Below are 26,571 nucleotides of genomic sequence, written 5' to 3' on the forward strand. Positions count from 1 at the left end.
CCATCCGACGGGCTCACCCATGACAGCCATACCCAGAACCCCTGGGCCCCTCGATCTTACGAATGACCGAAGCAGACCCACGCTTGAAAGGTAGGACACAGCATGAGCGACACCTCCCTGACCTGGGCCGCCCGCGACGCGTCGGCCATGATCGGCCGGCAGGCGACCCGGCTGCGGCACGCCCCCGGGCTGCTGGCCATGACGCTGACGGCGCCGCTGCTGATGCTGGTGCTCTTCGGCTACCTCTTCGGCAGCGCCATCGACGTGCCCGGCGGCGGCAACTACCGCGAGTACCTGGTGCCCGGCCTGCTCGTCTCCGTCTCCACGCTCGGCATCTTCACCGGGACCCTCCAGGCCGTCCAGGACCGGCAGCGCGGCGTCATGGACCGCTTCCGCACCCTGCCGATGAGCCGGTCGGCCGTGCCGGTCGGCCAGGCGGTCGCGGAGGTGCTGCTCGCCGCCGTGGGGCTCGTACCGCTCGCGCTCGTCGGACTCGCGATGGGGTGGCGCATCCGGCACGGCGTGGGGCCCGCGCTCGGCGCGATCGGCCTGCTGCTGCTCTTCCGGCTGGCCACGGCGTGGATCGGCCAGTACCTGGGAACGGTCGTCAAGAACGAGGAGGCCGCGGGGCAGCTCGCCGCGCTGACCTTCGTCCTGCCGATGCTCTCCAACACCTACGTGCCGACCGCCGGCATGCCCGGCTGGCTGCGGTTCCTGGCCGAGTGGAACCCGATCAGCGCGGTCGTCGGCGCCTGCCGCGACCTCTTCGGCAACACGGCGGCCGCCGCGGCGGCGCACTCCTCCTGGCCGGCGGAGCACCCCATCGCGGCGTCGCTCCTGTGGTCGGCGCTGCTGCTCGCCGTCTTCGTGCCGCTCACCATCCGCCGGTACGTACGCGACGGGCGCTGAGCGGGAGGTGCGGGGATCTCTCGTAGGGCAGGCGGCGGGGCGGACACACCGAAGCGCTCCCCGAGCGCCCCGGGGATGACGGGCTCTCGGGTCTCAGCGCTGCGCCGGGTCGGTGTGGCCGCCGGGCCTCGGGTGTCCGCCCGCCGTCAGTGGTGGCGGCTGCCGAACAGCGAGCGCCGCAGCCGCCGCAGCGGCGCGAAGAGCGACACCCTGGCGGTCCGGCTCTGCCTGGCGCGCGTGTGGTCGCGCGTCGTCAGCTCGCGCACCAGCACGGTCGCCGACTCCGTCTCGCGCTGCGGCGCGGCAGGACCGCCCAGCACCGCGAGATGGCGGTCGAGGCGCGCGCTGGACGCGCCGCTCCCGCAACTGATGGCAGGCACTCGTGGCCTGCCGCGCATCGCTATCTGCTCCATGAGACTCCCCACCCGTACGAGATACCCGGCCCGGGCAGAGTAACCCTACCGTCCCTTCACGTCACCCGCGCATCCGCGGGCCGGATTCGCCACCGCGTCAAGGGCGTTGACGCGACTGGCGCGAATCCATCGCCAAACGGGGGCAGTTGGGACATCCGGCCCGCACCCGACAGGGGGCGATCACGCTGCGTCGCGGTACATTCACTGACGTCCGCCGCGCGCGGGCATGTTCTCCGCGCGGCGGGGGGATTCTCCCCCGGAGGGCGCACGGCTGGGGATCGCTCTCTCGCGGGAGGGGCTCGTCGATGAGCGGAATTCCTTCGGATGAGCGCGGCGGCGGGGAGCGGGGCGGCCGCGTGCTGGCGGGCCGCTACCGGCTGCTGGGCGAGCTGGGGCACGGCGGCATGGGCGTCGTCTGGCGGGCGCGGGACGAGGTGCTGGGCCGCGAGGTGGCCGTCAAAGAGGTGCGCGCGCCCTCCGGGCTGCTCGACCGCGAGGTGCGGCAGTTGTACGCGCGCCTGGAGCGCGAGGGCCGGGCCGCGGGCGCGATCTCGCACCCCAACGTCGTCACCGTCCACGACGTGGTCGCGCAGGACGGCCGCCCGTGGATCGTAATGGAGCTGATACGCGGGCTGTCGCTGGCGGAGGTGCTGGACGCGGAGCGGACCCTCTCCCCCGCGCGGGCGGCCCGTATCGGCGTGGAGGTGCTGGCCGCGCTGCGGGCGGCGCACCTGGCGGGCGTACTCCACCGCGACGTGAAGCCCGGCAATGTGCTGCTCGCCAACGACGGTCGGGTGGTCCTCACCGATTTCGGCATCGCGATCGTCGAGGGCAGCACGGCGCTGACCATGACCGGGGAGCTGGTCGGCTCCCCGGAGTTCCTGGCCCCGGAGCGGATTCTGGGCGAGCGGCCGGGGCCCGCCTCGGACCTGTGGTCGCTCGGCGTCACCCTGTACGCGGCCGTGGAGGGGATCTCGCCGTTCCGCCGGGAGTCGCCGCTCTCCACGATGCGGGCCGTGGTCGAGGAGGAACCCCCGCCGCCGCGCCGGGCGGGTCCGCTCGGGCCGGTGCTGGACGGGCTGCTGCGCAAGGACCCCGCGCTGCGGGCGGACGCCGCCGCGACGGAGCCGATGCTGCGGACGGCGGCGGCCGGCGGCACGCCGAGGGCGGCTCCGCCGCCGACGGTCCCGGCGTTCCCGCCCCCTGCATCCTCTACGGCCCGTACGTCCGTCGAAGGCGCCGAGCACGCCGCCGGCGGTACGGGCGGCGGCCCAGGGCAGTCCGCGGGGCCGCCGCAGGACGCGCCGGGCGGGGACGACGGGCCGCCCGCGGACAGACGCGGCAGGCGCCGGAGCGCCGTGGCGGCGGGGGTGCTGGCGGCCGTGCTCGTGGCGGGCGGCATCACGTGGGCGCTGGTGGCCGGGGACGGATCGGACGGCGGGTCCGGTGGCGGGTCGGCGTCGAGCGGGGCGGCGGGCGGGAAGGGAGACAACTCCGCGGCCGGGGGTTCGACATCGGGATCGAGATCGGGCTCCGGCTCCGGTTCCGGCGGTGCGGGCGGGGGCGCGAAGGCCGGTTCCGTGGCGGTCTCGGTGACGGCGGCGCGCGACCAGTACACCGGCGCGTGCCCGCCGCCGGCCGCCGAGGCCCCGTACTTCGTGGCGACGCTCACCGTGGACAGCGTCCCGGCGCGGGTCTCGTACCGCTGGATCACCGGCAGCGGGAAGGTCACCGACGGCGGCTGGAAGTCCGTACGGATCGACGGGGCGAAGTCCCGGACGGTCGCGCACGCGGAGCTGAACTACCACGCGGGGGCGACGGACGACGACTGGATCGCCGTGGAGGTCAGGGACCCGGCGCGGGTCACGTCGCGCCGGGTCCCCTTCAGCGTGTCGTGCGAGCAGGCCCCGACGGGCGGGGCCTCCTCGGCGGCTTCCGCCGGGACCACGGGCGGCGGGCCCACCGTCGGCGACGGCCCGACGAGCGCGCCCGGGGGATCGGGCGAGGGGTCGCGAGGCAGGGCGGACGACGGGGCGGAGGGCGGACCGTAGCGGGGAAGCGGGCCGGGCAGCGGGTCGGGGTCAGGCCGCCGACGCGAAGGCGGGCAGGTAGCCGTTGGCCTGGCCGGCCGCGGTGGGGTGGTAGGACTCGTCGACGGGCAGCGTCACGCTGTGCAGCCAGGCGTCGCCGGAGCAGATCTCGTGCCCGGTGAACGGGGCGCTGACGTCGCTGAAGGCGAAGCCGTGGTCGGCGGCGCGCTTGGCGGTGACGGTGTTGATCTCGTCGGCGGCGCCGTTGATGGCGGTGCGGGACTTCTCGCTCAGCCCGACCGAGCACTCGCCGCCGAGCTTGTAGAACCGCGGGTAGCCGACCACGACGACGCGCGCCGAGGGGGCCTTCGCGGCGATCGCGGAGTAGACCTTGTCGAGTTGGGCGGGCAGGGTCTTGTCGATGTACGTACGGGCCTTGGCGACGCCGTTCAGGCAGGCGGTCTCGCCCTTGAGGATGCAGTCGGACATGGTGCTCGCGAACCCGGCGTCGTTGCCGCCGACGCTGATGCTGACGAGTCCGGTGGTGCTCTTGAGCGAGCCGAGCTGTCCGTTGATGACGTCGCCGGTGCGGGCGCCCGAACAGGCGGCGAAGGTGAAGCTCTTGGGGGCGTGCTGAGCTGCCCAGAGGGCGGGGTACGCCTTGGCGCTGCGCTTGCAGGCGCCGCTCGCGCCGTCGTAGGCGCCCGCGCCGACGCCGGCCGAGTAGGAGTCACCGAGCGCCGTGTAGGCGGGGTTTGCGTTGTTCCCGGCGGGCCCCGGGTTCGCGGACCGCGCCGCCTCCTCGGCATGCGCGGCGCCCGCCCCGGTGAGGGCGAGCGCGGTGGTCAGAGCGATCGCGGAGAAAAAGCTCGCGATTCTGGACAGTTTCATGAAACCTCCCGTTAGCAGGATCTCTGCTTACATCCGTCCTACCAGGCCACTTGCGTAACGGGAAGTGTCCATGCCAACGACACCGGGACCGTGACCCACAGGTTGTGATTCCCTGTCACTTTCGTGACTTCTCGCTGGTGGGACCGGCCGCGGGGCGCGCACCCCGGCGCGCGGGCCGCCGGAGGGTCGCGCGGCATATACTGACGAGGCGTCAACTCCGGCTGGAGAAAGGGTGAATGAACGGTCAACCGCCGGTAACCGGAGGCCGTTTGCACACCCTTCACATCTTGACGCGCATCCGCCGATTGCGCGACATTGAAGCCCGGCATCCGGCGCTTCGGGGGGCAAAGTCGCCAATGCAGAACATCACCGGAAAGAGTGACACCGGCAGGCGCTCCGCGCGCCGGGAAGCGCTCCCCGCCGTCGCGGGCGCGGCGCTCGGCGTCGCGGGGGTGGGCGCCGCGCTGGCGCTCGGCGACTTCGACTCGCCACTGCGCGCGCCGTTCGCGCTCTTCTTCCTCCTCGCCGCGCCCGCGTGCGCCGTGGCGGCCGCGCTGCGCGGCCTCGACCCGCTCGGCAGGTGGGTGGCGGCGGCGGGCGGGGCCATCGCGATCGATCTGCTGATCGCCCAGGCCATGCTCGCGCTGCATCTGTGGTCGGTGGCCGGCGGCGTCGTCGCGGTGGCCGCCGTGAGCCTCGTCCTCTGCGCCCTCGGCACCTCATCACCCCTGCTGGCACACGCGCGGCGGCACCGCGACCGCGCGGCGAGAAGTCGGACCTCCTGACGTGAGCATCAGCGTGTACCGCCCCGGCGAGCTGACCGCCGGGGACCGTGCGGTGTGGACCGCCATCCAGTCGCAGTCCTTCGAGAACGGCACGCCGCAGCTCGCCAACCCCTTCCTGGCCCCGGAGTTCGCCCTCGCCGTCGGCCGCTGCCGGCGCGGAGTGCGGATCGCCGTCGCCCGGGAGGAGCGCGAGCCGGTGGCCTTCCTCCCGTTCCAGCGCTCCGCGTCGGGGGTGGGCCGGGCGATCGGGCTGGGCGTCTCGGACGCGCAGGGCCTGGTGCACCGGCCGGGGTTCCAGTGGGACGCGCGGGAGCTGCTGTCCGCGTGCGCCCTGTCGGTGTGGGAGTTCGACCACCTGGTGGAGGGGCAGAAGCCGTTCGAGGTGGGGGCCGTCCGCTCGTACGCCTCGCCGGTGATCGACGTCGAGCAGGGCTACGCGGCGTATCTGGGGCAGTTGCGCAAGCAGGCGGGGAAGTTCACGCGGACGACCCTGGCGAAGGAGCGCAAGCTCGGCCGGGATGTCGGCGAGGTGCGGTACGTACACGATGAGCGCGATCCGGCCGTCCTCGCGACGCTGATCGGCTGGAAGTCCGCGCAGTACCGAAGAACCGGGCGCAGCGACCGCTTCGCCCACGCGTGGATCGCGCACCTCGTCGAGCAGCTCTTCCACACCCGCACCCCGTCCTTCGCCGGGCTGCTGTCGGTGCTCTACGCGGGCGGGCGGCCGGTCGCGGCGCATTTCGGACTGCGGTCGGAGCGGGTGCTGGCCTGTTGGTTTCCCGCGTACGACCCGGCGTTCGCGAAGTTCTCGCCCGGCCTGGTGCTGCATCTGCGGATGGCCGAGGGCGCCGCCGCGCAGGGCATGGCCTATCTGGACCTCGGACGCGGCGAGAAGGAGTACAAGGACTCCCTCAAGACACGGGAGCTGACCGTGTCCGAGGGGTGGGTGACCCGCCGCCATCCGGTGGCGCTGGCGCACCGGGCGCGGCGCGCCCCGGTGCGGGCGCTGCGCAATACCGTGCTCTCCCGGCCCGAGCTCTTCGATCCGGCCGACCGGCTGCTGAAGCGAATGGGCCGTTTTCGGTCGGTCGACTGAGGAGCGGAACCGGAATCGGCCCGGGAACGACCTGGGAACGATCTGGAAATGACCTAGGAACGCGTCAGGAACAAATGGCTCCGAATGCGCCATCCGAATCCGGCGCAAAAAACATCGAAGGAGGGGTCCGGCTCAAGGTCTTGCCTTAGAGTCTCAACCGTCAATACCGTCGTACATCCACCCGCATCGGTCCATCGCACAGGGCGCAAGGGGAGGGCTCAAGCGCCGCGGTGGATACCGGCGCGGGGCGCGGTGGGGGGGCACCGTGCCCGGCCGAGCCAGTCGTGCCGAGCTACGGGCCGCGCGGCCAGCACCACACGCCAACTCGCCCTGCCCGTACGGCGATCCATGCCGTCGGACACAGGGTGAGGACCCCCCTTTCGAACCGGATAAACCAGCGGACCGCTCTGGGCGGGCGGTGCACCGGACGAGAGGGAAAAAGACTCATGAGTTCAGTCCTGCGTCCTGCGGCAACCAGCCAAGATCAATTAATTCCGGGCCAATACAGGCCCGTGACCTCGGATTTCGCAATAGCCCCGCCGGTGAGCGTCGTGATACCGGCGATGAACGAGGCGGAGAATCTCCCTTACGTCTTCAAGACGCTCCCCGACTGGATACACGAAGTGGTCCTGGTCGACGGGAATTCAACGGACGACACGGTGCGGGTGGCCCGTGAACTGTGGCCGGCGGTCAAAGTCGTCGAACAGCGCGGCAAGGGCAAGGGGGACGCGCTGATCACCGGATTCGCCGCCTGCACGGGCGAGATCATCGTCATGGTGGACGCCGACGGCTCCGCGGACGGCGGCGAGATCGTCTCCTACGTCTCCGCGCTGGTGGGGGGAGCGGACTTCGCGAAGGGCTCGCGGTTCGCCAACGGCGGCGGCACGGACGACATGACGCCGATCCGCAAGCTCGGCAACCGGGTGCTGACGTCGGTGGTCAACCACAAGTTCGGCGCCCGCTACACCGACCTGTGCTACGGCTACAACGCCTTCTGGAAGCGGTGCCTGGACGAGATCGCCCTGGACTGCGCCGGGTTCGAGATCGAGACCCTGATGAACATCCGGGTCGTCAAGGCCGGGTTACGGGTCCAGGAGGTGCCGAGCCACGAGTTCGAGCGCATCCACGGCGTCAGCAATCTGCGGGCGGTCCACGACGGGCTGCGAGTGCTCAGAGTGATACTGCGCGAGCGGGCCGGCCGGCCGCGCGGGCAGCGGCGCGCGGCCCTGGCGCCCGGCGCGAGCCGCGGGGAGGTGTCTTGAGCCGGCCCACCGGGCCGGACGCGCCGCGGGCCCGGCCGCCGGCCGTCTCGGTGGTCGTCTGCGTCTACACCGAGGACCGCTGGGCGGACATCCTGGCCGCCGTCGCCTCGGTGCGCGACCAGTCGGCGCCGGCCCATGAGACGTTGCTGGTGGTCGACCACAACGCCGCGCTGCTGCGGCGGCTCGCCAAGCACTACGGCGACGACGGCGCGGGGGCCGCGGCCGGCCCCGGCGGCGAGGTGCGGGTGCTCGCCAACGCGGGCCCCCGCGGCCTCTCGGCGGGCCGCAACACCGGGGTCGCCGAGTCCACCGGCGAGATCATCGCCTTCCTCGACGACGACGCCGTCGCCGAACGGGACTGGCTGCGCCGCTTCGCCGACGCGTACGCGGACCCGCGCGTGATGGCCGTGGGCGGCCGGACCTCGCCCGTCTGGGAGTCGCGCCGCCGCCCGGCCTGGTTCCCCGAGGAGTTCGACTGGGTCGTGGGCTGTACGTACCGGGGGCTGCCGCCGGGCCGCGTCCGGGTCCGCAACGTCCTGGGCGGCAACGCGTCGTTCCGGCGGGCCGCGTTCGAGGCGGCCGGCGGGTTCGCCTGCGGCATCGGCCGGGACGGCGACCGGCTGCCGCTGGGCTGCGAGGAGACGGAGCTGTGCATCCGGCTCACCCGCGCGCTGCCGGACGCGGTCCTGCTGATCGACGACCGGGCGGTGATCCACCACCGGGTGCCCGCGCCCCGCGAGCGGTTCCGCTACTTCCGTACCCGGGCGTACGCCGAGGGCGTGTCCAAAGCCCTGGTCGCCGGCAGCGTGGGCAGCCGGGAGGGGCTGGCCACCGAGCGCCGCTACGTGACGCGGGTGCTGCCGGCGGGCGTGGCGCGCGGCGTGCGCGACGCCCTGCTGGGGCGCCCTGGCGGTGCGGGGCGCGCCGGGGCCATCGTGGCCGGGGTGGCCGCCGCGGCGGGCGGGTACGCGCTCGGCGCCGTACGGGCGCGCCGGGGAGCCGGCCGGTTCGTGATCCCGGCGGCGGTGGCGCCGCCGGGGCCGGGGGACGACGGAGGCGGCGGGGACGGCGGAGGCGGCGGGGACGGCGGAGGCGGCGGGGACGGCGGGGAGTCGGGGCGGCACCGGTCGCGGGGAGGCGAGCGGACATGAACGACGGCGCGAGACACAGCGGAAGAAACAGCGCGACAGCGGTCGGAGACACCGGGCCGGTGCCGATCCTGATGTACCACGCGGTGGCGCACGCCCCCGCGCGGGCGGCGCACCGGCTGTCGGTGTCGCCGGACGCGTTCGCCGAACAGCTCGGCCTGCTCGCCGAGCGCGGCTTCACTCCGCTCACCGCCGGCCAGTTGGCCGGGGCGTGGCGGGACGGCTCCCGGCTCCCGCCGCGGCCCGTGCTGATCACCTTCGACGACGGCTACGAGGGCGTGCACCGGCACGCCCTCCCCCTGCTCGCCAAGCACGGCTTCGCGGCGACCCTGTTCGCGTCCACGGGGTGGCTGCGCGGCCCGTACGAGGGCAGGGGCGCGCCGGACCTGATGCTCGACTGGGACCAGGTGCGGGAGCTGGCGGCCGCCGGCATGGAGATCGGCGGGCACAGCCACACGCATCCCCAGATGGACCAACTCACCGATGAGCGGCTGCGGTTCGAGGTGGATCGCTGCCGGGAGATCCTGGCCCGGGAGCTCGACGGCCCGCCGGTCTCCTTCGCCTACCCGTACGGCTACTCCAGCCGCCGGGTGCGGCAGGCCGTGCGGGAGGCCGGGTTCGGGGTCTCCCTGGCGGTCGGCAACGCCCTCGCGGCGCGGCGGCAGGGCCCGTACGCCCTGGAGCGGGTCACCGTGCGCCGCTCCACGGGCATCGGGGAGTTCGAGCGGCTCGTCGAGGGCCGCGCCCTGGGCCGCGTCTTCGCCCGCGACCACGCCCTGACCAAGGGGTACGCCGTCGTCCGCAGGGCGCGCCGGGCCGCCCGACGCTGTTTCCCCGGGGGGTGAGCGCGTGATCCGCGGTCGATGAGCCGTGCGTACGCCCGTACGGACCGTGTGCCGTATGAGCCGCACAGGCCGTATGAGCCGTACGGGGCGTACGCGCCGTGCAGGCCGTACGAGGCCCGTGCGCGTCGTACGGACCGTACGAGCGACAGCCTCCGGCCCGGCCGGAGCCCCAGCGTGAGGCAATCTTCGAGGAAGGCAGCCGAAGCCCGTGTCTGACACGACCACCCGGACCGAGGAGCGCCAGGAGGAGCGGCCGAACGGCCGCGGACTGCGGCTGCGGGGGCGGGGCGGCGGCTCGCCGCTGTTCCGCAACGCGTACGCGCTGATGCTCAACACGGGCATCAGCGCGAGCCTCGGCATGGGGTACTGGCTGGTCGCCGCCCGCTACTACTCGGCGGACTCGGTGGGCCAGGGCTCGGCGGCCATCGCCGCGATGAAGCTCCTCGCGGGGCTCACCGCGGTGACGCTGACGGGGGCGCTGGCCCGCTTCATCCCGATCGCGGGCCGGGCGACGGCGCGGCTCGTCTTCCGTACGTACGCGGGGAGTTCGGTCGTCGTAGCGGTCGCGGCGACGGTCTTCCTGCTGACGCTCAACTTCTGGGGGCCGTCCTACCGGTTCCTGCACGGGCCCCTGCACGGCTTCGGGTTCATCATCGCGGTCGTCGCCTGGTCGCTGCTCACCCTCCAGGACGGGGTGCTGACCGGGCTGCGCAGCGCGATGTGGGTGCCGGTGGGGAACACCGTCTTCTCGGCGGCGAAACTGGCGCTGCTGGTGGGGCTGTCGGCGGCCATCCCGACCACCGGGGTGTTCGTCGCCTGGGTCGCCGCCATCGCGGTGTCCGTGCTGCCGCTGGGCTGGCTGGTCTTCCGCCGGCTGGTGCCGCGCCACGTGGAACGCACCGTGCGCACGGCGCGGCCCGTCACCTACCGGGAGATGGGGCGCTTCCTGGCCGGCGACTACACCGGCTCGCTGTTCTCGCTGGCCGTGGTCTACCTGGTGCCGGTGATCGTCGCCGCGCAGGTCAGCTCCGCCGACAACGCGTACTTCTACATCACCACCACCATCGGCGGCACCGTCAACCTGCTCGCCATCAACATGGGCGCCTCGCTGACGGTCGAGGGCTCGCACGACCCGGCGCGGCTGGCCGAGAACTGCCGGGCCGCGCTGCGCCGGATGGCCCGCATCATGCTCCCGGTCTGCCTGCTCCTCTTCGTCCTGGCCCCGTACATCCTCAAGGTCTTCGGCGCGGGGTACGCCGAGGCGGCGACGCCGCTGCTGCGCTGGTTCGCGGTGGGGGCGGCGCTGCGGGTGGTGATGGAGGTCTACTTCGCGGTGCTGCGCGCGCAGAGCCGCACCTCCGGACTGGCCTACCTCCAGGGGCTGTTGTGCGCCCTGGTGCTGGGGCTCACGCTGTTGCTGCTGCCGCGCATGGGGCTCACGGGCGCGGGCGTCGCGGAGATCTCCAGCCTGGCCGTGATCGTCTCCATAGCGACGGTCAAGCTCCGCCGCATCCTCACCGCGCACCCGTCCGCCCCCGCCGGCACGATCACGGCGGAGGTGGCGGCGCCCGACGGGGACCTCGCGGACCTGGCGGTGGACGGCGACAAAGGGGACGCGGGCACGGTGATCCGGCCCCGGCCCGGTACCGGCGAGGAGAAGAGCGGCCCGTACGGCACGCGGTGGGCGCTGCGGCACGCGCTCGACGCCGACACGGTGCCGCTCGGGGTCCGGCTGGACTTCGACCACCTGGAGCGGCGGCCGGACGTACGGCACACGCCCGAGGGCATCGGGGAGCCGCCCCCGGAGCCCTCGCCGGACGACGGGCCACGGTGGGCGCACACGCTGCGCTCGACGCTGCCGCTGGGGACGAACCCCTGGCGGCGGTCGGGTGCGGCGCCGGAAGGGGGGTCGGGGAAGGCAGAGGCGTCGGAGAGGGCCGAGGCGTCGGAGACGTCTGAGGTGGCGGAGAAGCCTGAGGAACCGGCGCGGTCGGAGCGGCTGGAGCGGTTCGAGCGGCTGGTGGCGTCGGAGCCGTCTGCGCCGCCGGAACGTACGGGGAAGGCTGAGCCGACCGAGGAGAAGGAGAAGAAGAAGGAGGGCAAGCGGCTGAAGTGGCCGGAGATGCGGATGCCCTCCGCGCCGCTCGTCCCCCCTCCCCCGCGCCCCGCCGCGCCCGCGGCGACGGCGGCCACGGCGACTGGCGGCGCCGAGCGGGCAGCAGACCGCCCGCCGGACCGGGGGCCGGGCCGGGGCCGCGCGCCCGAGCTGGGGATCTGGCTGCTGCTGGCCGCCGCGCTCGGCCTGTACTGGCTGCCGCTGCGGACGCTGGGCGATGTCTCGCTGGACGACATGGGCGGCCTCGGGCTGATCTCGGTGCTGCCGGGGGCGACGCTGCTGGGCGCCGCGCTGCTGGTGCTGGCGTTCGCCTCCGCGCTGTGGCTGGGGCGGCCGAGGCGCGGGCTGCTGCTGGCGATCGTGGTGCTGACGGTGGTGTCGCTGCATGCGGTGCCCGCGGTGCTGGAGAGCGAGCCGAGGTTCGCGACGGCGTGGCAGCACGTCGGGTTCCTGGACTTCATCGACCGCACCGGCACCGCGGTGCCCGACCTGGACGCGCGCTGGAGCTGGCCGGGGTTCTTCGCGGCCGCCGCGTTCGTCGCCCGGGCGTGCGGCGTCGACGATCTGTCCGGGGTGCTGCGCTGGTGGCCGCTGGTGGTGCAGTTGCTGTATCTGGCCCCGTTCGCGCTGCTGCTGAAGGCGGTACGGGCGGGCTGGCGGGCGAAGTGGACGGCGGCCTGGCTGTTCGCGCTGTGCGGCTGGGTGGGGCAGGACTACTTCTCGCCGCAGGCCCTGAACTATCTGATCTATCTGCTGTTCGTGGCCGTGCTGCTGGTCTGGTTCCGCTGGCCGCGCCCGCTGCGCGGCCGGCGGCTGCCGGGCGAGAGCGAGGTCGAGCCGGTCGGCCGCCGGGAGCGGGCGGTGCTGCTGGCGGTGCTGATCGGGCTGTTCGCGGCGTCGGTCGCGAGCCATCAGCTCACCCCGTTCGTGATGCTGGGCGTGCTGACCGTACTGGTTCTGGCGCGCCGCTCGACGCTGCGCGGGCTGCCGCTGCTGTGCTGCGTGATGCTGGCGGTGTGGGTGGGGTTCCTCGCGGAGCCGTACTGGTCCGGCCACTTCGACGAGCTGTTCGGCGGTCTCGGCTCGCTCGGCGGCAACCTCGACTCCTCGGTCTCCGGGCGCATCCAGGGCGGCAGCAGCACCCACAAGCTGGTGCTGTACGCGCGGGTCGCGCTCGCGGCCGGGGTGCTGGCGTTCGCCGGGTACGGCTGGCTGCGGCGGCGCAGGGCCGGGCTGAGCGATGTGTCGCTGCTGGTGCTGACGGCCGTTCCGTTCCTCGCCTTCGGCATGCAGTCGTACGGCGGCGAGGTCGCGCTGCGGGTCTTCCTGTTCGCCCTGCCCGGCGCCTGCGTGCTGGCCGCGCTCGCGGTCTTCCCGCGGTCCGGCGGCGGGCGCGGCGCGCTCGGCCCGGCCGCCGCGCTGCTCGCGGGGCTCGTCCTGATCTTCGGGTTCCTGGTGGCCCGTTGGGGCAACGAGCCGTTCGAGCGGGTGCGGCCCGGCGAGGTCGCCGCGATGGACTACGTGTACGCGCACGACGAGCCGACCGCCCAGGTGCTGTGGCCGAGCAGCGACCCGGTCAACAGCGTCACGCCCGCCATGCCGTGGGGCGCCCGCGACATGGAGCGCGTGAACTACCGGGCGACGCAGGCCCCGCGCGACCCGGTGCTCGTCGACGGCCTGGTCGAGGCGTTGCGGGACGCCGGGCCCAACGGCTATCTGATGATCAACCGCGGTCAGGCGGTCGCCCTCCAGCTCGACTCGGGGTACGCGCCGACCTGGGAGCAGCGGCTGCTGCGCGCCCTGGACGCGCGGCCCGAGCTGCGCCGGGCGGTGTCCAACGCCGACGCCACGGTCTACGAACTGGCCGACCGCCCGGAGGGCCGGGCCCCGAAGCCCGACCCCGGGCCGATCGGGCCGATGATCACGTGGACGCCGATGTCGGTGGTGGGCGGGCTCGCGGCGGTGGCACTGCTGGCCCTGCTCTCGGCGCGCGAGCTGGTGCGCGTGGCCATGCGGCCGGGCGTGCGGCAACTGCGGTGGCTCCAGGGCTCGTTCTGGTTCTCGCTGCCGCTGCTCGCGGTGGTGCTGGCCGCGCTGATCCACCGGCTCTGGACCATGTCGTAGGCGGCGGCCCCGCGTCCGTACGGGCGGCCCGCTCCCGGGCTCGTACAGCCCGCTCCCGGGCTCGTACAGCCCGCTCCCGGTGCTCGTACGGTCCGCCCCGGTGCTCGTACGGGCGCGGGGCCCCGGTCCCGTACGGGCGCGGGCCCGCCCCCTTCGTGTACGGGCCCGGCCCCGGCTACCGCTCCAGCCAGCGCACCTCGTACGCGGCCATGTCGAAGCTCCGGCCGTCGACCGATGCCTTGATGGCGCGGTCGAGGGTGTTGACGACGAGGACGTCCTTGTCGGAGGCGAGGGCGAGGACGTTGGGCCGGTCGTCGGCGGCGATGTCGACCTGGCGCAGCCGGGTGCCGGGCGGGAACGCCTTCGCGAAGCGGGAGAGGAGCTTCATCATCGGCAACTCCGCTCCCCCGTCGTCCAGTTCGGTGCTGCGCCACAGGCAGCCGGGGCAGTCGTCACCGGTGTTCTGCGGGTTCCAGTAGAAGGCGGCGGCGACGCCCGCGCGGGCCATCCGCAGCAGCGCGGCGGCCTGCACGGCGGTGCGGTGCTCCTCGGACCAGCCCTTGCGGTCGTCGTTGGCGTCGGGGGGCTCCACGTACCACTCGGCCCACCAGACGGGCAGGTGCGTGGTCCGCCGCAGCCATGCGGTGACGTCGGCGAACTTCCGGGTGGCGGCGAACTCGTCGGGGATCAGCCGGTCGTCCTCGCGGGTGTAGCTGGAGCCGTCCACGGCGACGAAGTCGGCGCCGGCCTTGTGCCGGTTCCAGTACTCGACGGCGTCGAGGGAGCGCTGGTCGATGACGCCCCAGGGGCCGCTCAGCGCGGAGGCGTTGGTGGCGTCGCCCGGCGGGTCGCTGTCCATCACCGCGTAGGGCCCGCCGACCTGGTTGTCCTTGTTCCGCTTCTTCAGCTCCTGGTAGACGAGGTTGTAGAGCGTGGTGTAGCCCTCGTAGTCCCAGCGGTTCCGCTCGTTGTCGTAGAACCCCTTGAGCTCGTTCCAGACGATGAAGTGACGGATGTCCGGGTAGCGGTCGGCGATCTTCCCGACGAGGTCGGCGAAGTCCTGGTAGTGCTCGGGCTCGGGCGCCTTCTCCAGCGACTTCTTCGACCAGTCCGTGCCCGTGGAGCCGCCCTTCATCCAGTCCGGGGCGCAGCACAGGGTGAGCACGGGCGTCGCGCCCGTGCGGCGCATCAGCTCGACGCGCCGGTCGAGGTCGCTGAAGTCGTACTCGCCGGGCGCGGGCTCGGGGTTGTCGGCGCCCCAGCCCATGATGTGCTGGTTCTGCGGCATGGGGTCGGCGGAGAGCAGGTCGTCGGCGGACCTCTTGGCGGCGCGCTCGCCGTGGTCGGCGCTGTACTGGGTGTGGGTGAACCCCCACCCCAGCTCGGCCGAGGACCCGGCGGGCTTCTTCGGGGTGCCGTAGACGCCGGTGCTGGTGGAGGGCGCCGGCGCGGCGCCGCCGCCCGGCCATCCGCCGTACAGGGTCAGGGCCACCGCGAGCGCCAGCGCGCCGGCCCCCGTCAGGGTGAGGAGCCGCCACCGCGCCCTCGCCCGCGCCCGTAACCCGATCCGTAACCCGGCCCGTCCCCCACCATGACGCCCCATGGAAGGCAAGGGTATCGGCGGGCGTACCGCTTCCGGGGGCTTCCGTCCGAACAGTTCGCCAACTCCCCGGCACGGCCGCGCCGGGCCGCGCTCCCGGGCCGGACGGGACGGTGAAAACCGGTGTACGCCGGGGCGTTACGTGCCGGATCATGGGGGCATGTGCGCCGAGAACCACCCCGCGACCAGGAGGCCGACCCTGCCCACGACGCCCGCCGAAGCCGTCCTCCCCATCCGGCTGACCATGGACGACAGCGACTCCTGCTCCGACGTCGTCGACGCCCTGTTCCTGGGCCGGTTCGCGGCCGGCGAGCAGCCGTACGCCCGTAGCCACTCCGTCGACCGCGTCCGGTCCGGGGCGACGCTGCTGCCCGCCGCGGCGAAGGTGGTGCGCTCGGCGCGCGACGACGACCGCAGCGCGACGCTCGCCGAGGGCGACGGCTGGACGCTGCTGGTCTCCCGCTGGAACCGCGGCGCGGACGTCACGGTGACGGCCACCACCGACGAGCTGGCCGAGCGGGTCCTGGGCCAGGCGGTCGACGGCGCGGAGGACGAGCCGGAGCCGCAGCCCGACCACGTGACCATGGGCTTCTGGTACGTCTCGCCGCGGCGCGGGCCGCACCGCACGACGCGGCGGATCTCGGCCGGCACGTGGGAGGAGATCCGGCCCAACTACACGGCGCCGGTCGCCGACGCCATGGACCGGCTGATGAAGGTCACCCCGGACGACATCGCGGGCCGGCTGCTGCTCCTGCACGGCCCGCCCGGCACGGGCAAGACCTCGGCGCTGCGCACGCTGGCCCGCTCGTGGCGGGACTGGTGCCAGGTGGACTGCGTGCTCGACCCCGAGCGGCTCTTCAACGACGTCGGCTATCTGATGGACATCGCGATCGGCGAGGACGAGGGCACACCGAAGGGCCGGTGGCGGCTGCTGCTCCTGGAGGACTGCGACGAGCTGATCCGCGGCGAGGCGAAGCACACCGCGGGCCAGGCGCTGTCCCGGCTGCTGAACCTCACCGACGGGCTGCTCGGCCAGGGCCGCAACGTGCTGGTCGGCGTCACCACCAACGAGGACCTGGAGCGGCTGCACCCCGCGGTCGTACGGCCGGGCCGCTGCCTGGCGCGGATCGAGGTCGGCTCGCTGACCCGCGCCGAGTCGGTGGCCTGGCTCGGCCACGAGGACGGCGTGGGCCGCGACGGCGCGACGCTCGCCGAGCTGTTCGCGCTGCGCCGCGGCACGGGCCCGGCGTCGGTCCCGGCGCGGCACGAGGACAAGGACGCGGGCCTGTACCTCTGACCTCCGGGCTCCCAGGCCCTCAGACAAGCCCAGTCCAGTCAAGCCCAGACATCCCTGGCATCTCCGAAAATCTCAAAACGGGAGTCACATAGTGAGTTCGGCCTCGGTCAACGGCATAACGGTCGGCTACGACGACGAGGGCGGCGGCGCGCCGCTGCTGCTCGTGCACGGCCACCCCTTCGACCGCTCGATGTGGGCGCCGCAGGTGGCGGCGTTCGCGGGGCCGTCGCGCCGGGTGATCGCCCCGGACCTGCGGGGCTACGGCGCGTCGAGCGTCGTGCCGGGCGTCACGCCGCTGTCCGTCTTCGCGGAGGACCTCGCCGCGCTCCTCGACCACTTGGGCATCGACGGCGCGGTGATCGGCGGCCTGTCGATGGGCGGGCAGATCGTGATGGAGTTCTTCCGCCTCTTCCCGGAGCGGGTACGGGGGCTGCTCCTCGCGGACACCTTCCCGGCCGCGGAGACCGAGGCCGGGAAGGCGGCGCGCGGCGCGATGGCGGACCGGCTGCTGCGCGAGGGCATGGCCGGGTACGCCGAGGAGGTGTTGACGAAGATGGTCGCTCCGGCCAATGTCGAGGCGCTGCCGGAGGTGGCCGCGCATGTGCGCCGGATGATGACGGGCGCCCCGGCCGAGGGCGCGGCGGCGGCGCTGCGGGGCCGGGCGCTGCGCCCCGACTACGCGGAGCTGCTGACGCGCGTCGCGGTGCCCGCGCTGGTCGTGGTCGGGCGCGACGACGAGTACACGCCGGTCTCGGACGCGGAGGCCATGCACGCGCTGCTGCCGGACTCGGAGCTGGTGGTGATCGAGGGCGCCGCCCATATGCCGAACCTGGAGCGGCCCGAGGAGTTCGACAAGGCGCTGGGCGCCTTCCTGGACCGCGTGCAGCCGGTGACCGCGGTTCAGCCCTTGCCGTAGGCGGCCCGCAGGGCGTCGTGCACGGCGGCTCGCGCGGCGCGTTCGTCCAGGCCGAGGCGGTGGACGCGCTGGGCGTACGCCTCGGCGGCGGTGGCGGCCTCCTTCTCGGCCGAGTCGCCGGCGGCGGCGACGAAGGTGCCGTTGCGGCCGCGGGTCTCGATCACGCCGTCCGCCTCCAGGGCGCGGTACGCCTTGGCGACGGTGTTGGCGGCGAGGCCCAGGTCCTCGGCGAGACCGCGTACGGTCGGCAGTTTGTAGCCGGTGGGGAGCGCGCCGGAGCGGGCCTGGCCGGCGATCTGGGCGCGGAGCTGTTCGTACGGCGGGGGCTGCGCGCCCGGGTCGAGGGTGATACGCAAGGCCACGGTGGGACTCCCGGCTGGGGGGTGGTTTGTCGCACTCATTGTGCGCTACGCGCCACGCGCCATGCCCCGCGCGCCGGTCGCCCCGCCGTGGCCGCCTGCTATGGCGTCTCCGGTGGTGCCTACAGCTCCAGCTCGACGCCGTAGTTCCGCAGCCAGGTGTCGAGGCCGAGGACGAGTTCGGTGCCGGCCCGGTTCTCGGCGCCGGTGGGGTCGGCGAGGGCGTCGGCGACGACGCCCCTGTCGAGCAGCGGCTGCACCGGGGCGCTCTTGTCGGCGGTGACCTGCTTGAGTTCGTCGCGCAGCGCGACGGCGTAGCGCGGGTCCTGGGTGCTGGGGTAGGGGCTCTTGACGCGGTCGGCGACGGCGTCCGGGAGGACGTCGCGGGCGGCGGCGCGGAGCAGGGACTTCTCGCGGCCGTCGAACGTCTTCATGGCCCAGGGGGTGTTGAAGACGTACTGGACGAGGCGGTGGTCGCAGAACGGCACGCGGACCTCCAGGCCGACGGCCATGCTGGCGCGGTCCTTGCGGTCGAGGAGTATCTGCACGAAGCGGGTCAGGTGCAGATAGCTGATCTCGCGCATGCGGCGCTGGAGCCCGGTCTCGCCGTCGAGGTGCGGGACTTCGGCGAGCGCCTCGCGGTAGCGCTGGTGCTCGTAGCCGGCGAGGTCGAGCTTGGCGAGGAGGCTGCGGTCGAGCAGCCCCTCGCGGCCGGGGGCGCGGCGCTTGCCGCCGGCGAAGCTGCTGGCGACGCCGGCGGCTATCCAGGGGAAGGTGTCGGCGTTGACGGACTCGGGGTCGTGGAACCAGCGGTAGCCGCCGAACACCTCGTCCGCGGACTCGCCGGACAGTGCGACGGTCGAGTGCTCGCGGATGGCCTTGAAGAGGAGGTAGAGGGAGGTGTCGCCGTCGCCGAAGCCGATGGGGAAGTCGCGGGCGGTCAGTACGGCGCCGCGGTGGGTGCGGCTCATGAGGTCGGCGGTGTCGAGGGTGATGTCGGCGTGGTCGGAGCGTACGTGCTCGGCGAGGGCGTGCGCGTACGGGCCGTCCGGGGTGGGGCGCAGGTCGTCGGCCTTGAAGTTCTCGGTGTAGCCGGTGAAGTCGACGGCGAAGGAGCGGACGGGGCCGTTGCCCGCCTTCTTGAGGCCCTGGGCGGCGAGGGCGGTGATGGCGGAGGAGTCGAGGCCGCCGGAGAGCAGGGTGCACAGCGGGACGTCGGCGATGAGCTGGCGGGTGACGATGTCGTCGAGCAGTTCGCGCACCGTGCGGATGGTGGTGTCGAGGTCGTCGGTGTGCTCGGAGGACTCCAGGGCCCAGTAGCGGCCCACGGTGAGCTGTCCGCGGCGCACGCGCACGGTGTGGCCGGGCCGTACCTCGTACATGCCCTTGTAGATGGCGTGGCCGGGGGTCTTGGTGAAGGCGATCAGCTCGGACAGGCCCTCGGCGTCGACGGCGGGGCGTACGGAGGGGTGGGCGAGGATGGCCTTGGGCTCGGAGCCGAAGAGGACGCCGTCGGGGGTGGGGTAGTAGTAGAGCGGCTTGATGCCCATGCGGTCGCGGACGAGCAGGAGTTCTTCGGTGCGCGGGTCCCAGAGGGCGAAGGCGTACATGCCGTTGAGGCGTTCGGTGAACGACTCGCCCCATTCGAGGTAGGCGTGCAGCACGACTTCGGTGTCGCTGCTGGTGCGGAAGGTGTGGCCGAGCCCTTCGAGTTCGGCTTTGAGCTCGCGGTAGTTGTAGACCTCGCCGCTGTAGGTGGTGGCGAGGAGGGTGCGGCCGTCGCGCTCGACGAGCATCGGCTGTTTGCCGCCCTCGATGTCGATGACGGCGAGGCGGCGGTGGCCGAAGGCGGCGTGGGTGTCCAGCCAGATGCCGGCGGCGTCGGGGCCGCGGCAGCTCATCGTCCGCGTCATCGCGTCGAGCGTGCCGCGCTCGGCGGTCAGGTCCTTGTCGTAGGAGATCCAGCCGGTGATCCCGCACATAGTCGCGGTGTCCCCTTTCGGTTCGGCCGGCCCGGGCGTACCGGGACACAGCTCCGCCCCCGTCGGTCACGGTCTGCCACGGCGCGGCGGCCGACCGCGACGCCGACCGTACGCTCCGTTTAGATGCATTCACCATCTATGGTTGGCAAAAACCTGTTGGAACCGGCCACGCGGCCCCGTAGCGTGCGCCGCTATGACCTTGACAGTCCGAGAATTCGCCCCGTCCGACGCGGAGGCCGCCGCCGCGGTGCGGCGCGCGGCCGTCCCGTTCCTGCTGTCCACCGCCGAGTCGATCGCCTGGGAGGCGGCGCACTCCCCCGCCGAGCAGCGGTTCCGCATCCTGGTCGCCGAGGCCGACGGCCGGGTGATCGGCGTCGCCCGCGCCGGCCTCTACCACGGCAGCGCTGTGCCGGGGCGGGCCTTCGCCCAGCCGTACGTCCTGCCCGAGGCGCGGGGGCGCGGCGCGGGGCTCGCGCTGGTACGGGCCGCCGAGCAGTATCTGCGCGGCATCGGGGCGAACGCCGTGTACGCGTGGGTGCTGGACGACGGGCACGCGCCGGGCTTCGCCGAACGGCGCGGCTACCAGCGGCGCCGCCCGAGCCGCCTCCAGCGGCTGGACCTCGTCCGCACTCCGCTGCCCGACCTCGCGCCGGACGCCGGAGTCGAACTGCGCGCCTTCGCCGACTTCGCGGACGACCCGCGACCGTTGTACGAGACGGACGTCGAGGCCATCGCGGACGAGCCGGGCGAAGTCGCCTTCAGCGGCATCACGTACGAGAACTGGCTCGAAGAGACCTGGCGCGTACCGCTGCTGGACCGCGACCTGAGCACGGCGGCCGTCGTGGACGGCACCGTCGCGTCGATCGCCATCGCCCACAGCGACGGCCGCACCCGCTACCTCTCCGCCGGCACCGGCACCCGCCGCGCCTACCGCGGCCGGGGCCTGGCCAAGCTCGTCAAGGCCCGCTCCCTGCGCCTGGCCCGCGCCGCCGGCCGCACCGAGGCGTTCACCGGCAACGACGACGAGAACGCCCCGATGCTGGCCGTCAACAAGTGGTTCGGCTACGAGCCGACCGCCGCCGAATGGCGCTACGTACGCGAGCTGAGCGGCAGCGCCACGGCGCGCGAGGGCGCCCCGGAGGCGTAACCGATCCCGTCCCCGCTCTCGTGCAGATGCAGCACGAACCGCTCCCCACGCCGATAGGCGTCCAACGCGGCCCGGCAGTACGCGACCATGTCCTCCGGCAGCCCGTCGAGCGGAAACCACCCCAACTGCGAGCACTTGTGCGGCTCCCGGTTGACGGGCTCCCCGCACCCCTCCGCCACATCCGCCTCGAAGAACCACCCGATCCGGGCCGCGCCCTCGGGCGCCCGATGCTGCATGACCAGCGCCACCCGCAGCACCTCGGGATCGAGCACCACCCCCACCTCCTCCCAAGCCTCCCGAATCACAGCCGCCCGCACATCCTCCCCCTCCTCCAGATGCCCCGACGGCGCGTGCAACAGCCCATCCGCATACCCGGTATCCACCCGCCGCCCCAACAACACGTCCCCGCCCCGCCGCAGAATCAGATGCACATCGACGATCTCCTTGTGACGGGGGCGGGGGTTGGGGGCCGGGTGGGCGGTCTTGGCGTGATCGGTGGTCATGGACCGATCGTCGCATCCGGCACTGACAACGGGCCCGGGGCGGCGGGGGCGTCAGTTCAGGTAGTGGAAGGACGGGGGCGGGTGCATCAGGAAGTCGTGGTGGGAGATGTTCCAGGCGTAGGCGCCGGCCAGGGCGAAGGCGACGCGGTCGCCGGCGCGGAGTTCGGGGACGGGGGCGCGGGTGGCCAGGACGTCCTTGGGGGTGCAGAGCTGGCCGACGAGGGTGACGGGGGTGTCGCGGACGCCGGGGCGGGGCCAGGGGCGGGACCAGGTCTCGCGGGGGAGGACGGTGAAGGGGTGGCTGTGGGCCTTGGCGGCGGGGGTGCGCAGGTGGTGGGTGCCGCCGCGGAGCACCGCGAACGGCTCGCCGTGGCTGTGCTTGATGTCGAGCACGTCGGTGACGTACCAGCCGCAGTAGGCGGTCAGCGCCCGGCCGGGCTCGATCCGGAAGGTGCGGCCCGGGTGCCGGGCGGCGAGGGCGCGCAGGCCGTCGCCGTACGCGGCCCAGTCGAAGCGCTCGGCGGGCCGCCCGTAGTCGACGGCCATGCCGCCGCCCACGCAGACCTCGGGCAGGTCGAGCCCGTACCGCGCCTCGGCGTCGCGCGTCCAGTCGGCGATCCTGGCGGCCACGGCGAGCTGCGCGGCGGCGTCGAGGCCGCTGGCCAGGTGGGCGTGGATGCCGCGCAGTCGCAGCGGGCCGTCGCCGGTGAGGAGGGGCAGGCAGTCGCCGACGTGGTCCGGGTCCAGCCCGAAGGGGCTGGGGCGGCCGCCCATGGCCAGCGCCGCGCCGCCCAACTCGGCAGCCCCCAGCGGCAGGTTGACGCGGAGCAGCACGTCGGCCGCCGTGCCCCGGGCAGCGGCTTCGGCGGCCAGCAGCCGCAGTTCGTGTTCGCTCTCCACGTGGAAGCGTTCGACGCCCGCCGCCAGCGCCAGCCCCAGCTCCGCCTCCGTCTTGCCCGGCCCGCCGAAGGCCAGCGGGCGGCCGGGGGCGACCCCCCGTACGTGCGTGAGTTCGCCGCCCGAGGACACCTCGAAGCCGGTCACGTGCGGGGCGAGGGCGGCGAGGAGTTCGGGGGCCGGGTTGGCCTTGGCCGCGTAGTACAGCTCGACGCGGGGCGGCAGGGCGGCCCGTACGGCCCGCGCGTGCGCGTCGAGGGCCGTCAAGTCGTAGACGTACGCCGGGAGTTCGTCCAAAGCGCGAGCGCGCTCGGCGGCGCGGGCGGTCAGCATGTGGCGCTCCGGGGTTCGGGGCGGGTCCGGGTGCGGGGGCCCTCGCACACCTCGGTGTCCGCCTCCGACAGCCAGTCGCCCACCAGCGGCGACGCGACGCGCACATAACCCGCCTCGCGGTCGGCCCGCCGCTCCCAGCGCGTGAGGAGGTTGGCCTTGGCCGGCAGCGGCACGCCCGCGACGAGGGCGCGCAGCGGCGGCGGGTCGCCGTGGGCGGCGGCGCGCTCGGCGAGGACGCGGCGCACGGCCGCCCACAGCCGCGGTTCGAGCGGCGGATGCCGGTCGGCGAGGGCGGCGAGGAGTTCGGCGAGGTGGTTGACGAGCAGGCAGTACACGACGCGGTCCCAGCCGCGCTGCCGCCCGTACGTCATGGGCCCCGCCACCTCCCGCGGCAGCCCGGCGAGCGGCGCCGCGTGGTGGTCGGGGAGCAGCTTGACGCCCTCCAGGTCGCGCAGCACGACCTGGCGCGGCATGCCGTCGGCGGCGACCCCGACGACGACGTTCTGCAGGTGCGGTTCGAGTACGACGCCGTGGTCGAGGTAGGCCGCGAGCACCGGCGGCACCAGCAGGTCGAGGTAGGCGTCCCACCAGGCCAGCGCCGCCCCCGGCCCGGCGTCGCCGAGCAGCCGGGAGAGCTGCGCGGGGCCGGTCGGGTACTCGTCGGCGACGGCCGCCGCGAGCAGCCCGGTGACGCCGGGCCGCAGCCGGGCGCCCAGCCCCTCGCGGACGATCACCCCGAACCCCTCGGCCAGTTCCCGGCTGCCGAGGTCGAGCGTGCGGTATCCGGGTTCGCGCAGCAGCTCGAAGCCGGGGAAGCGGGCGGCGAGGTCGCGCGCGACGGGCTCCAGTACGCGCGTCAGGGCGACGGCCCCCGACAGTTCGTACTCGGCGTTCTTGCGCAGGCAGTTGGTGATCCGCACATTGAGGCTGAACTTGAGGAAGTCCCGACCGTCGTAGAGGGTCCGCACGGACGCGGTGGGCGCGAACTCCGGCCCGCCGGGGCCGAGGTCGAGGACGTCGCCGCGGGAGAGGGCGCGGACGAACGCCGGGTGGTCGCGGAGCATGGCGTACTGCCAGGGGTGCGCGGGCAGCGCCCGGTAGCCGTCGGGGACGGGTCCCTGCCGGTCGAGGGCGTCGAGCGGGCCGGGCCGCCCCGCGCCCGTACGGACGCGCCCCTCGCGGACGGGCTCGCCGGGTACGGGCTCGCCGCGGACGTACTCCTCGTGTACGGACTCGCCGCGCACGTACTCGCCGCGGACGTACTCCTCGCGCACGTACCGCTCGCGCACCGCCAGCCGGTGCAGCGGAAAACGGGCCCGCCGCTCCGGCGCGTACCGCTCCCAGTCCTGGTCGCGGCCGGTACGGGCCTTGGGCGTGGGGTGGAAGCGGTGGCCGAGGAGCAGGGACTGCTCGGAGTCCAGGTACGCGTCCCCGGTGGGCTGTCCGCCGCCGGGCCGCAGGGCGGCGGACACGCCCGCGTGGGTGGCGGCGACCTGGTCGAGGAACTCGTCGTTGCGGACTCCGGTGCGCAGCTCCAGTTCCCGGTGGATGTACTCGGCCAGGGTCTGCCACGACACCTCCCGCCAGACGCCGTCGCGCTGTTCGGCGGGCGGCCCGGTGAACCGGTGCGCGCCGATCAGCGAGGTGCGGCGCAGCGCGATCCCCAGCAGCACCCCGCAGCGCGGCATCCGCAGCAGCAGCCGGCCGCCGGCCACGGCCGTCTGGTGCTCGGGCCCCGAGACCTCGCGGAGCAGGCAGTTGAGGAGGGTGTGGGCGACCACGTGGTCGGCGTGTGCCACGGCCGTGACGGGCGTCGCGGTCGGCACGGCCTGCACGGCCGTACGGGAGGGGGCGGTTGGCATGAGGCGGCTCCAGCGGTGCGGAGGAGGAGGGCGGTATTCCGAGGGTGGAGGCGGGGGCGGGCCGCGCCCCGCGCGCCGGGGGCGGCGGCGGGGGCGGCCGGGGGTATGGATTCCGGGCGGCAGCGCCCCGCGCGTTCCCCGCCCGTACGGCCGGGAGCCGCCGGCCCCGTCAGCGGCGTCATCGGCATCATCGGCGTCACCGGCCCGCCGTCCGCAGGTAGTTCGGCCCGCTCACGTAGTACTTGTTGATGTCGGCGGCGCCGGAGCGCTCCTTCGTGAGCAGCGTCCCGGCGGTGACCATGGCCTTGATGGGCAGCCGGTCGGCGTCGAGGACGCGGGCGCGCAGTACGGACGCGGGCGCGCCCGGTATCCCGGAGGCGTGTTCCAGCCGGTCCACGGCCTCGTGGAGCCGGTCGGCGAGCTGCCGCAGGAGTACGCCCAGGGGCGCGCGGCCGGCCTCGGCGAGTCCGAAGGCGAGGGCTCCCGCGCACAGGTGGACGGTGATGGTGGCGAAGACGTCGGCGACGGGCTGGTCCGCGCCGACCAGTATGCGGCGGTCGTCGAAGCCGCACAGGTCGGCGGCGGCGCCGCCGGTGACGGCGGCGAGCCGTACGGAGTGCACGCGCGGCCCGTCGTTGTCCTTGAGCAGCAGCCGCAGTCGGGTGCGGCCGGTGTCGTCCTCGTCGAGCACCAGGGAGGTGTTCTGCTGGTGCGATTCGAGGGCGATGCCGTAGCCGAAGAGGGTGGTGTGCCAGTCGAGGAGCAGCGTCAGGTACGCGTCGAGGAGGGCGGTGAGCGAGCCTTGGTAGTAGCGGTCGGCGAGCGCGTCGATGACGAGCCGGCCGCCGGGCCGGGACGCGGACCCGGCCCCGGGTTCGTCGCCGGGCCCGGCCCCCGATGCGGCTCCGGGGACGGGTGCCAGGAGCGCGGCGACGGGCACCACCTGGGCGCCTTCGAGCCCGGCCGGGTAGCGGCGGACCAGGGCGGCCAGCAGTTCGTGGCCGGCGGTGAGGTGGGTGCGCTCGTCGGCGAGGAGCACGGAGTCGGCGAAGCGCGGCTGCCGGGCGACGACCGACTCCAGGAGCCGCTGCCCGGTCGCGCCGTCCACGAGGGTGCCGGGCTTGATGGTGCGGCGGTTGCGGCGGCCCAACGTGGCAGTGGCGAGCGGGAGTTTGAGGTGTACGGCCGGGTCGTCGGTGACGGCGACGGTCCGTGTGGACAGCGTCGGCCGGACGTCCAGCCAGGGCCGGTCGGCGAGGCGTGCGGAACCGTCGAGCCCGGCCGCGCGCAGCGCGTCGGCGAGGGAGCGCCGGGCGGTGAGCGGGTGGACGGGCAGGGCGAGGTGGCCGGCGTCGAGGTAGGGCAGGCCGAGGTCTCCGGGGGTGGGCCACCAGTCGGGCAGCGCGCCCCGGCCGCCGCGTACGGCCTCGCGCGGCAGGGCGAGCCAGCGCAGCGCGAAGGAGGGGTGGAACTCCGGGGCGTACGCGCGCAGTTCGGTTTCGGTGAGCCCGGAGCGGCCGCGTCCGGTCGGGTAGACGGGGTGGTCGCGGAAGGCCGCGAGGGTGTCGTACGCGAGGGCGCCGCGCAGCCCCGCCCAGTCGCGGGCGGGCTCGGGCCCGTAGCGGTCGGCGAGCGCGGCGGTGACCTCTGCGCGTACGCGGCCGTGCAGCCGCATGGCCTCCAGCGCCTCGTCGCACTCGGCGACGAACGCGTCGAACCCGGCCCGGTCCTCGGGCTCGGCCGCCCCTCGCAGCCGGGCGAGGACGGGGCGCAGCCCGGTGAGGGTGCCGCCGGGCGTCTCCAGTTCGGGCCTGCGCGGCCCGACCTCGCACTGGAACCCGTCGGGCGCCACGGGCAGCGCCAGCTCCTCCCCCGCCACGTCGAGGCGCAGCCAGTCGCCGTCGGCGCGCCGCTCGGGGCGGGCGGCGGCGCGGAGCCCGTAGGCGTTCTCGCGGAGGAGGGCGGCGAGGACGCGGCCGAGGAGTTCGCTTTCGAAGGAGTCGCGGGCGGGGGCGGTTACGGGGTCCGAGGTGGGGGCGGTTACGGGGTCGGGGGC

General features: G+C 74.0%; 19 protein-coding genes and 1 pseudogene. 11 read left to right on the plus strand and 9 right to left on the minus strand.

Annotation, left to right across the window (positions count from 1 at the left end; genetic code table 11):
• Positions 1 to 102: 102 nt before the first annotated feature.
• On the plus strand, positions 103 to 909 hold the full coding sequence (locus tag IF55_RS35100) for an ABC transporter permease (protein ID WP_030892697.1): 807 nt from the start codon (positions 103 to 105) through the stop codon (positions 907 to 909).
• A 146-nt stretch (positions 910 to 1,055) separates the two neighbouring features.
• On the opposite strand, the gene IF55_RS35105 is transcribed toward IF55_RS35100, so the two are convergent.
• Positions 1,056 to 1,322, minus strand: a complete 267-nt coding sequence (locus IF55_RS35105; protein ID WP_030892699.1) for a hypothetical protein — start codon at positions 1,320 to 1,322, stop codon at positions 1,056 to 1,058.
• Between the two features lie 305 nt (positions 1,323 to 1,627).
• Between IF55_RS35105 and IF55_RS35110 the strand changes: the two genes are divergently transcribed.
• A complete protein-coding gene (locus tag IF55_RS35110; protein WP_078645788.1) occupies positions 1,628 to 3,373 on the plus strand; it encodes a serine/threonine-protein kinase in 1,746 nt (581 codons plus the stop codon).
• A 30-nt stretch (positions 3,374 to 3,403) separates the two neighbouring features.
• On the opposite strand, the gene IF55_RS35115 is transcribed toward IF55_RS35110, so the two are convergent.
• Entirely contained in the window at positions 3,404 to 4,243 is an 840-nt protein-coding gene (locus IF55_RS35115) for an SGNH/GDSL hydrolase family protein (RefSeq protein WP_030892703.1), read from the minus strand.
• Between the two features lie 356 nt (positions 4,244 to 4,599).
• On the opposite strand from IF55_RS35115, the gene IF55_RS35120 reads away from it, so the two are divergent.
• From IF55_RS35120 to IF55_RS35145, 6 genes are all read left to right on the plus strand, one after another.
• Positions 4,600 to 5,028 carry a hypothetical protein gene (locus IF55_RS35120; protein ID WP_037967477.1) on the plus strand — a complete coding sequence of 143 codons (429 nt, stop codon included), beginning with the start codon at positions 4,600 to 4,602 and terminating at the stop codon, positions 5,026 to 5,028.
• Position 5,029: 1 nt separating this feature from the next.
• The gene (locus tag IF55_RS35125; RefSeq protein ID WP_030892709.1) at positions 5,030 to 6,124 is read left to right on the plus strand and encodes a GNAT family N-acetyltransferase; all 1,095 of its coding nucleotides are present in this window, start codon (positions 5,030 to 5,032) and stop codon (positions 6,122 to 6,124) included.
• A 446-nt stretch (positions 6,125 to 6,570) separates the two neighbouring features.
• Positions 6,571 to 7,386 carry a glycosyltransferase family 2 protein gene (locus IF55_RS35130; RefSeq protein WP_030892713.1) on the plus strand — a complete coding sequence of 272 codons (816 nt, stop codon included), beginning with the start codon at positions 6,571 to 6,573 and terminating at the stop codon, positions 7,384 to 7,386.
• On the plus strand, positions 7,383 to 8,537 hold the full coding sequence (locus IF55_RS35135; protein WP_048833090.1) for a glycosyltransferase family 2 protein: 1,155 nt from the start codon (positions 7,383 to 7,385) through the stop codon (positions 8,535 to 8,537). Before IF55_RS35130 ends, IF55_RS35135 begins: the two co-directional genes overlap by 4 nt.
• Before the next feature lie 71 nt (positions 8,538 to 8,608).
• Positions 8,609 to 9,379 carry a polysaccharide deacetylase family protein gene (locus IF55_RS35140; RefSeq protein WP_030892718.1) on the plus strand — a complete coding sequence of 257 codons (771 nt, stop codon included), beginning with the start codon at positions 8,609 to 8,611 and terminating at the stop codon, positions 9,377 to 9,379.
• Between the two features lie 208 nt (positions 9,380 to 9,587).
• Positions 9,588 to 13,619, plus strand: coding sequence for a lipopolysaccharide biosynthesis protein (locus tag IF55_RS35145; RefSeq protein WP_030892719.1), 4,032 nt, complete (start codon positions 9,588 to 9,590; stop codon positions 13,617 to 13,619).
• Between the two features lie 175 nt (positions 13,620 to 13,794).
• Here the strand turns inward: IF55_RS35145 and IF55_RS35150 are convergent, their stop codons facing one another.
• Positions 13,795 to 15,222 (minus strand): GH39 family glycosyl hydrolase, encoded by a 1,428-nt coding sequence (locus IF55_RS35150; protein WP_030892720.1) that lies wholly within the window; start codon positions 15,220 to 15,222, stop codon positions 13,795 to 13,797.
• Positions 15,223 to 15,379: 157 nt separating this feature from the next.
• On the opposite strand from IF55_RS35150, the gene IF55_RS35155 reads away from it, so the two are divergent.
• Together IF55_RS35155 and IF55_RS35160 are read left to right on the plus strand one after the other, a co-directional pair.
• Positions 15,380 to 16,516, plus strand: coding sequence for a DUF5925 domain-containing protein (locus tag IF55_RS35155; RefSeq protein ID WP_048833092.1), 1,137 nt, complete (start codon positions 15,380 to 15,382; stop codon positions 16,514 to 16,516).
• A gap of 91 nt (positions 16,517 to 16,607) precedes the next feature.
• Positions 16,608 to 17,432 carry an alpha/beta fold hydrolase gene (locus IF55_RS35160; protein ID WP_245661662.1) on the plus strand — a complete coding sequence of 275 codons (825 nt, stop codon included), beginning with the start codon at positions 16,608 to 16,610 and terminating at the stop codon, positions 17,430 to 17,432.
• Here IF55_RS35160 and IF55_RS35165 read toward each other — a convergent pair.
• Together IF55_RS35165 and asnB are read right to left on the minus strand one after the other, a co-directional pair.
• Positions 17,417 to 17,794 (minus strand): GntR family transcriptional regulator, encoded by a 378-nt coding sequence (locus IF55_RS35165; protein ID WP_030892723.1) that lies wholly within the window; start codon positions 17,792 to 17,794, stop codon positions 17,417 to 17,419. The two genes, IF55_RS35160 and IF55_RS35165, sit on opposite strands and share 16 nt — an antisense overlap.
• Before the next feature lie 119 nt (positions 17,795 to 17,913).
• Positions 17,914 to 19,773, minus strand: coding sequence for an asparagine synthase (glutamine-hydrolyzing) (gene asnB, locus IF55_RS35170; RefSeq protein ID WP_030892726.1), 1,860 nt, complete (start codon positions 19,771 to 19,773; stop codon positions 17,914 to 17,916).
• 193 nt (positions 19,774 to 19,966) lie between these two features.
• On the opposite strand from asnB, the gene IF55_RS35175 reads away from it, so the two are divergent.
• On the plus strand, positions 19,967 to 20,920 hold the full coding sequence (locus IF55_RS35175) for a GNAT family N-acetyltransferase (protein ID WP_048833094.1): 954 nt from the start codon (positions 19,967 to 19,969) through the stop codon (positions 20,918 to 20,920).
• On the opposite strand, the pseudogene IF55_RS35180 reads toward IF55_RS35175, so the two are convergent.
• The 4 genes and pseudogenes from IF55_RS35180 to IF55_RS35195 all read right to left on the minus strand — a co-directional run.
• Positions 20,863 to 21,381 (minus strand): annotated as a pseudogene (locus IF55_RS35180) (NUDIX hydrolase); the annotation flags it as partial. The gene IF55_RS35175 and the pseudogene IF55_RS35180 overlap by 58 nt on opposite strands.
• A 93-nt stretch (positions 21,382 to 21,474) precedes the next feature.
• Positions 21,475 to 22,653, minus strand: coding sequence for a type III PLP-dependent enzyme (locus tag IF55_RS35185; protein WP_030892735.1), 1,179 nt, complete (start codon positions 22,651 to 22,653; stop codon positions 21,475 to 21,477).
• Complete coding sequence (locus IF55_RS35190; protein ID WP_078645794.1) at positions 22,647 to 24,515, minus strand: IucA/IucC family protein; 1,869 nt, start codon at positions 24,513 to 24,515, stop codon at positions 22,647 to 22,649. Before IF55_RS35190 ends, IF55_RS35185 begins: the two co-directional genes overlap by 7 nt.
• Before the next feature lie 196 nt (positions 24,516 to 24,711).
• A partial coding sequence (locus IF55_RS35195; protein ID WP_048833096.1) for an IucA/IucC family protein occupies positions 24,712 to 26,571 on the minus strand: 1,860 nt, incomplete at its 5' end.

The sequence above is a fragment of the Streptomyces varsoviensis genome (assembly GCF_000718635.1).
Classification (GTDB): domain Bacteria; phylum Actinomycetota; class Actinomycetes; order Streptomycetales; family Streptomycetaceae; genus Streptomyces; species Streptomyces varsoviensis.

Coding starts and splice junctions, on each gene's coding strand:
- IF55_RS35130 (WP_030892713.1), top strand. CDS start 6,571: ATGAGTTCAGTCCTGCGTCCTGCGGCAACCAGCCAAGATCAATTAATT.
- IF55_RS35190 (WP_078645794.1), bottom strand. CDS start 24,515: ATGCCAACCGCCCCCTCCCGTACGGCCGTGCAGGCCGTGCCGACCGCG.
- IF55_RS35110 (WP_078645788.1), top strand. CDS start 1,628: ATGAGCGGAATTCCTTCGGATGAGCGCGGCGGCGGGGAGCGGGGCGGC.
- IF55_RS35155 (WP_048833092.1), top strand. CDS start 15,380: ATGTGCGCCGAGAACCACCCCGCGACCAGGAGGCCGACCCTGCCCACG.
- IF55_RS35140 (WP_030892718.1), top strand. CDS start 8,609: ATGTACCACGCGGTGGCGCACGCCCCCGCGCGGGCGGCGCACCGGCTG.
- IF55_RS35150 (WP_030892720.1), bottom strand. CDS start 15,222: ATGGGGCGTCATGGTGGGGGACGGGCCGGGTTACGGATCGGGTTACGG.
- IF55_RS35115 (WP_030892703.1), bottom strand. CDS start 4,243: ATGAAACTGTCCAGAATCGCGAGCTTTTTCTCCGCGATCGCTCTGACC.
- IF55_RS35105 (WP_030892699.1), bottom strand. CDS start 1,322: ATGGAGCAGATAGCGATGCGCGGCAGGCCACGAGTGCCTGCCATCAGT.
- IF55_RS35175 (WP_048833094.1), top strand. CDS start 19,967: ATGACCTTGACAGTCCGAGAATTCGCCCCGTCCGACGCGGAGGCCGCC.
- IF55_RS35100 (WP_030892697.1), top strand. CDS start 103: ATGAGCGACACCTCCCTGACCTGGGCCGCCCGCGACGCGTCGGCCATG.
- asnB (WP_030892726.1), bottom strand. CDS start 19,773: ATGTGCGGGATCACCGGCTGGATCTCCTACGACAAGGACCTGACCGCC.
- IF55_RS35185 (WP_030892735.1), bottom strand. CDS start 22,653: ATGCTGACCGCCCGCGCCGCCGAGCGCGCTCGCGCTTTGGACGAACTC.
- IF55_RS35120 (WP_037967477.1), top strand. CDS start 4,600: ATGCAGAACATCACCGGAAAGAGTGACACCGGCAGGCGCTCCGCGCGC.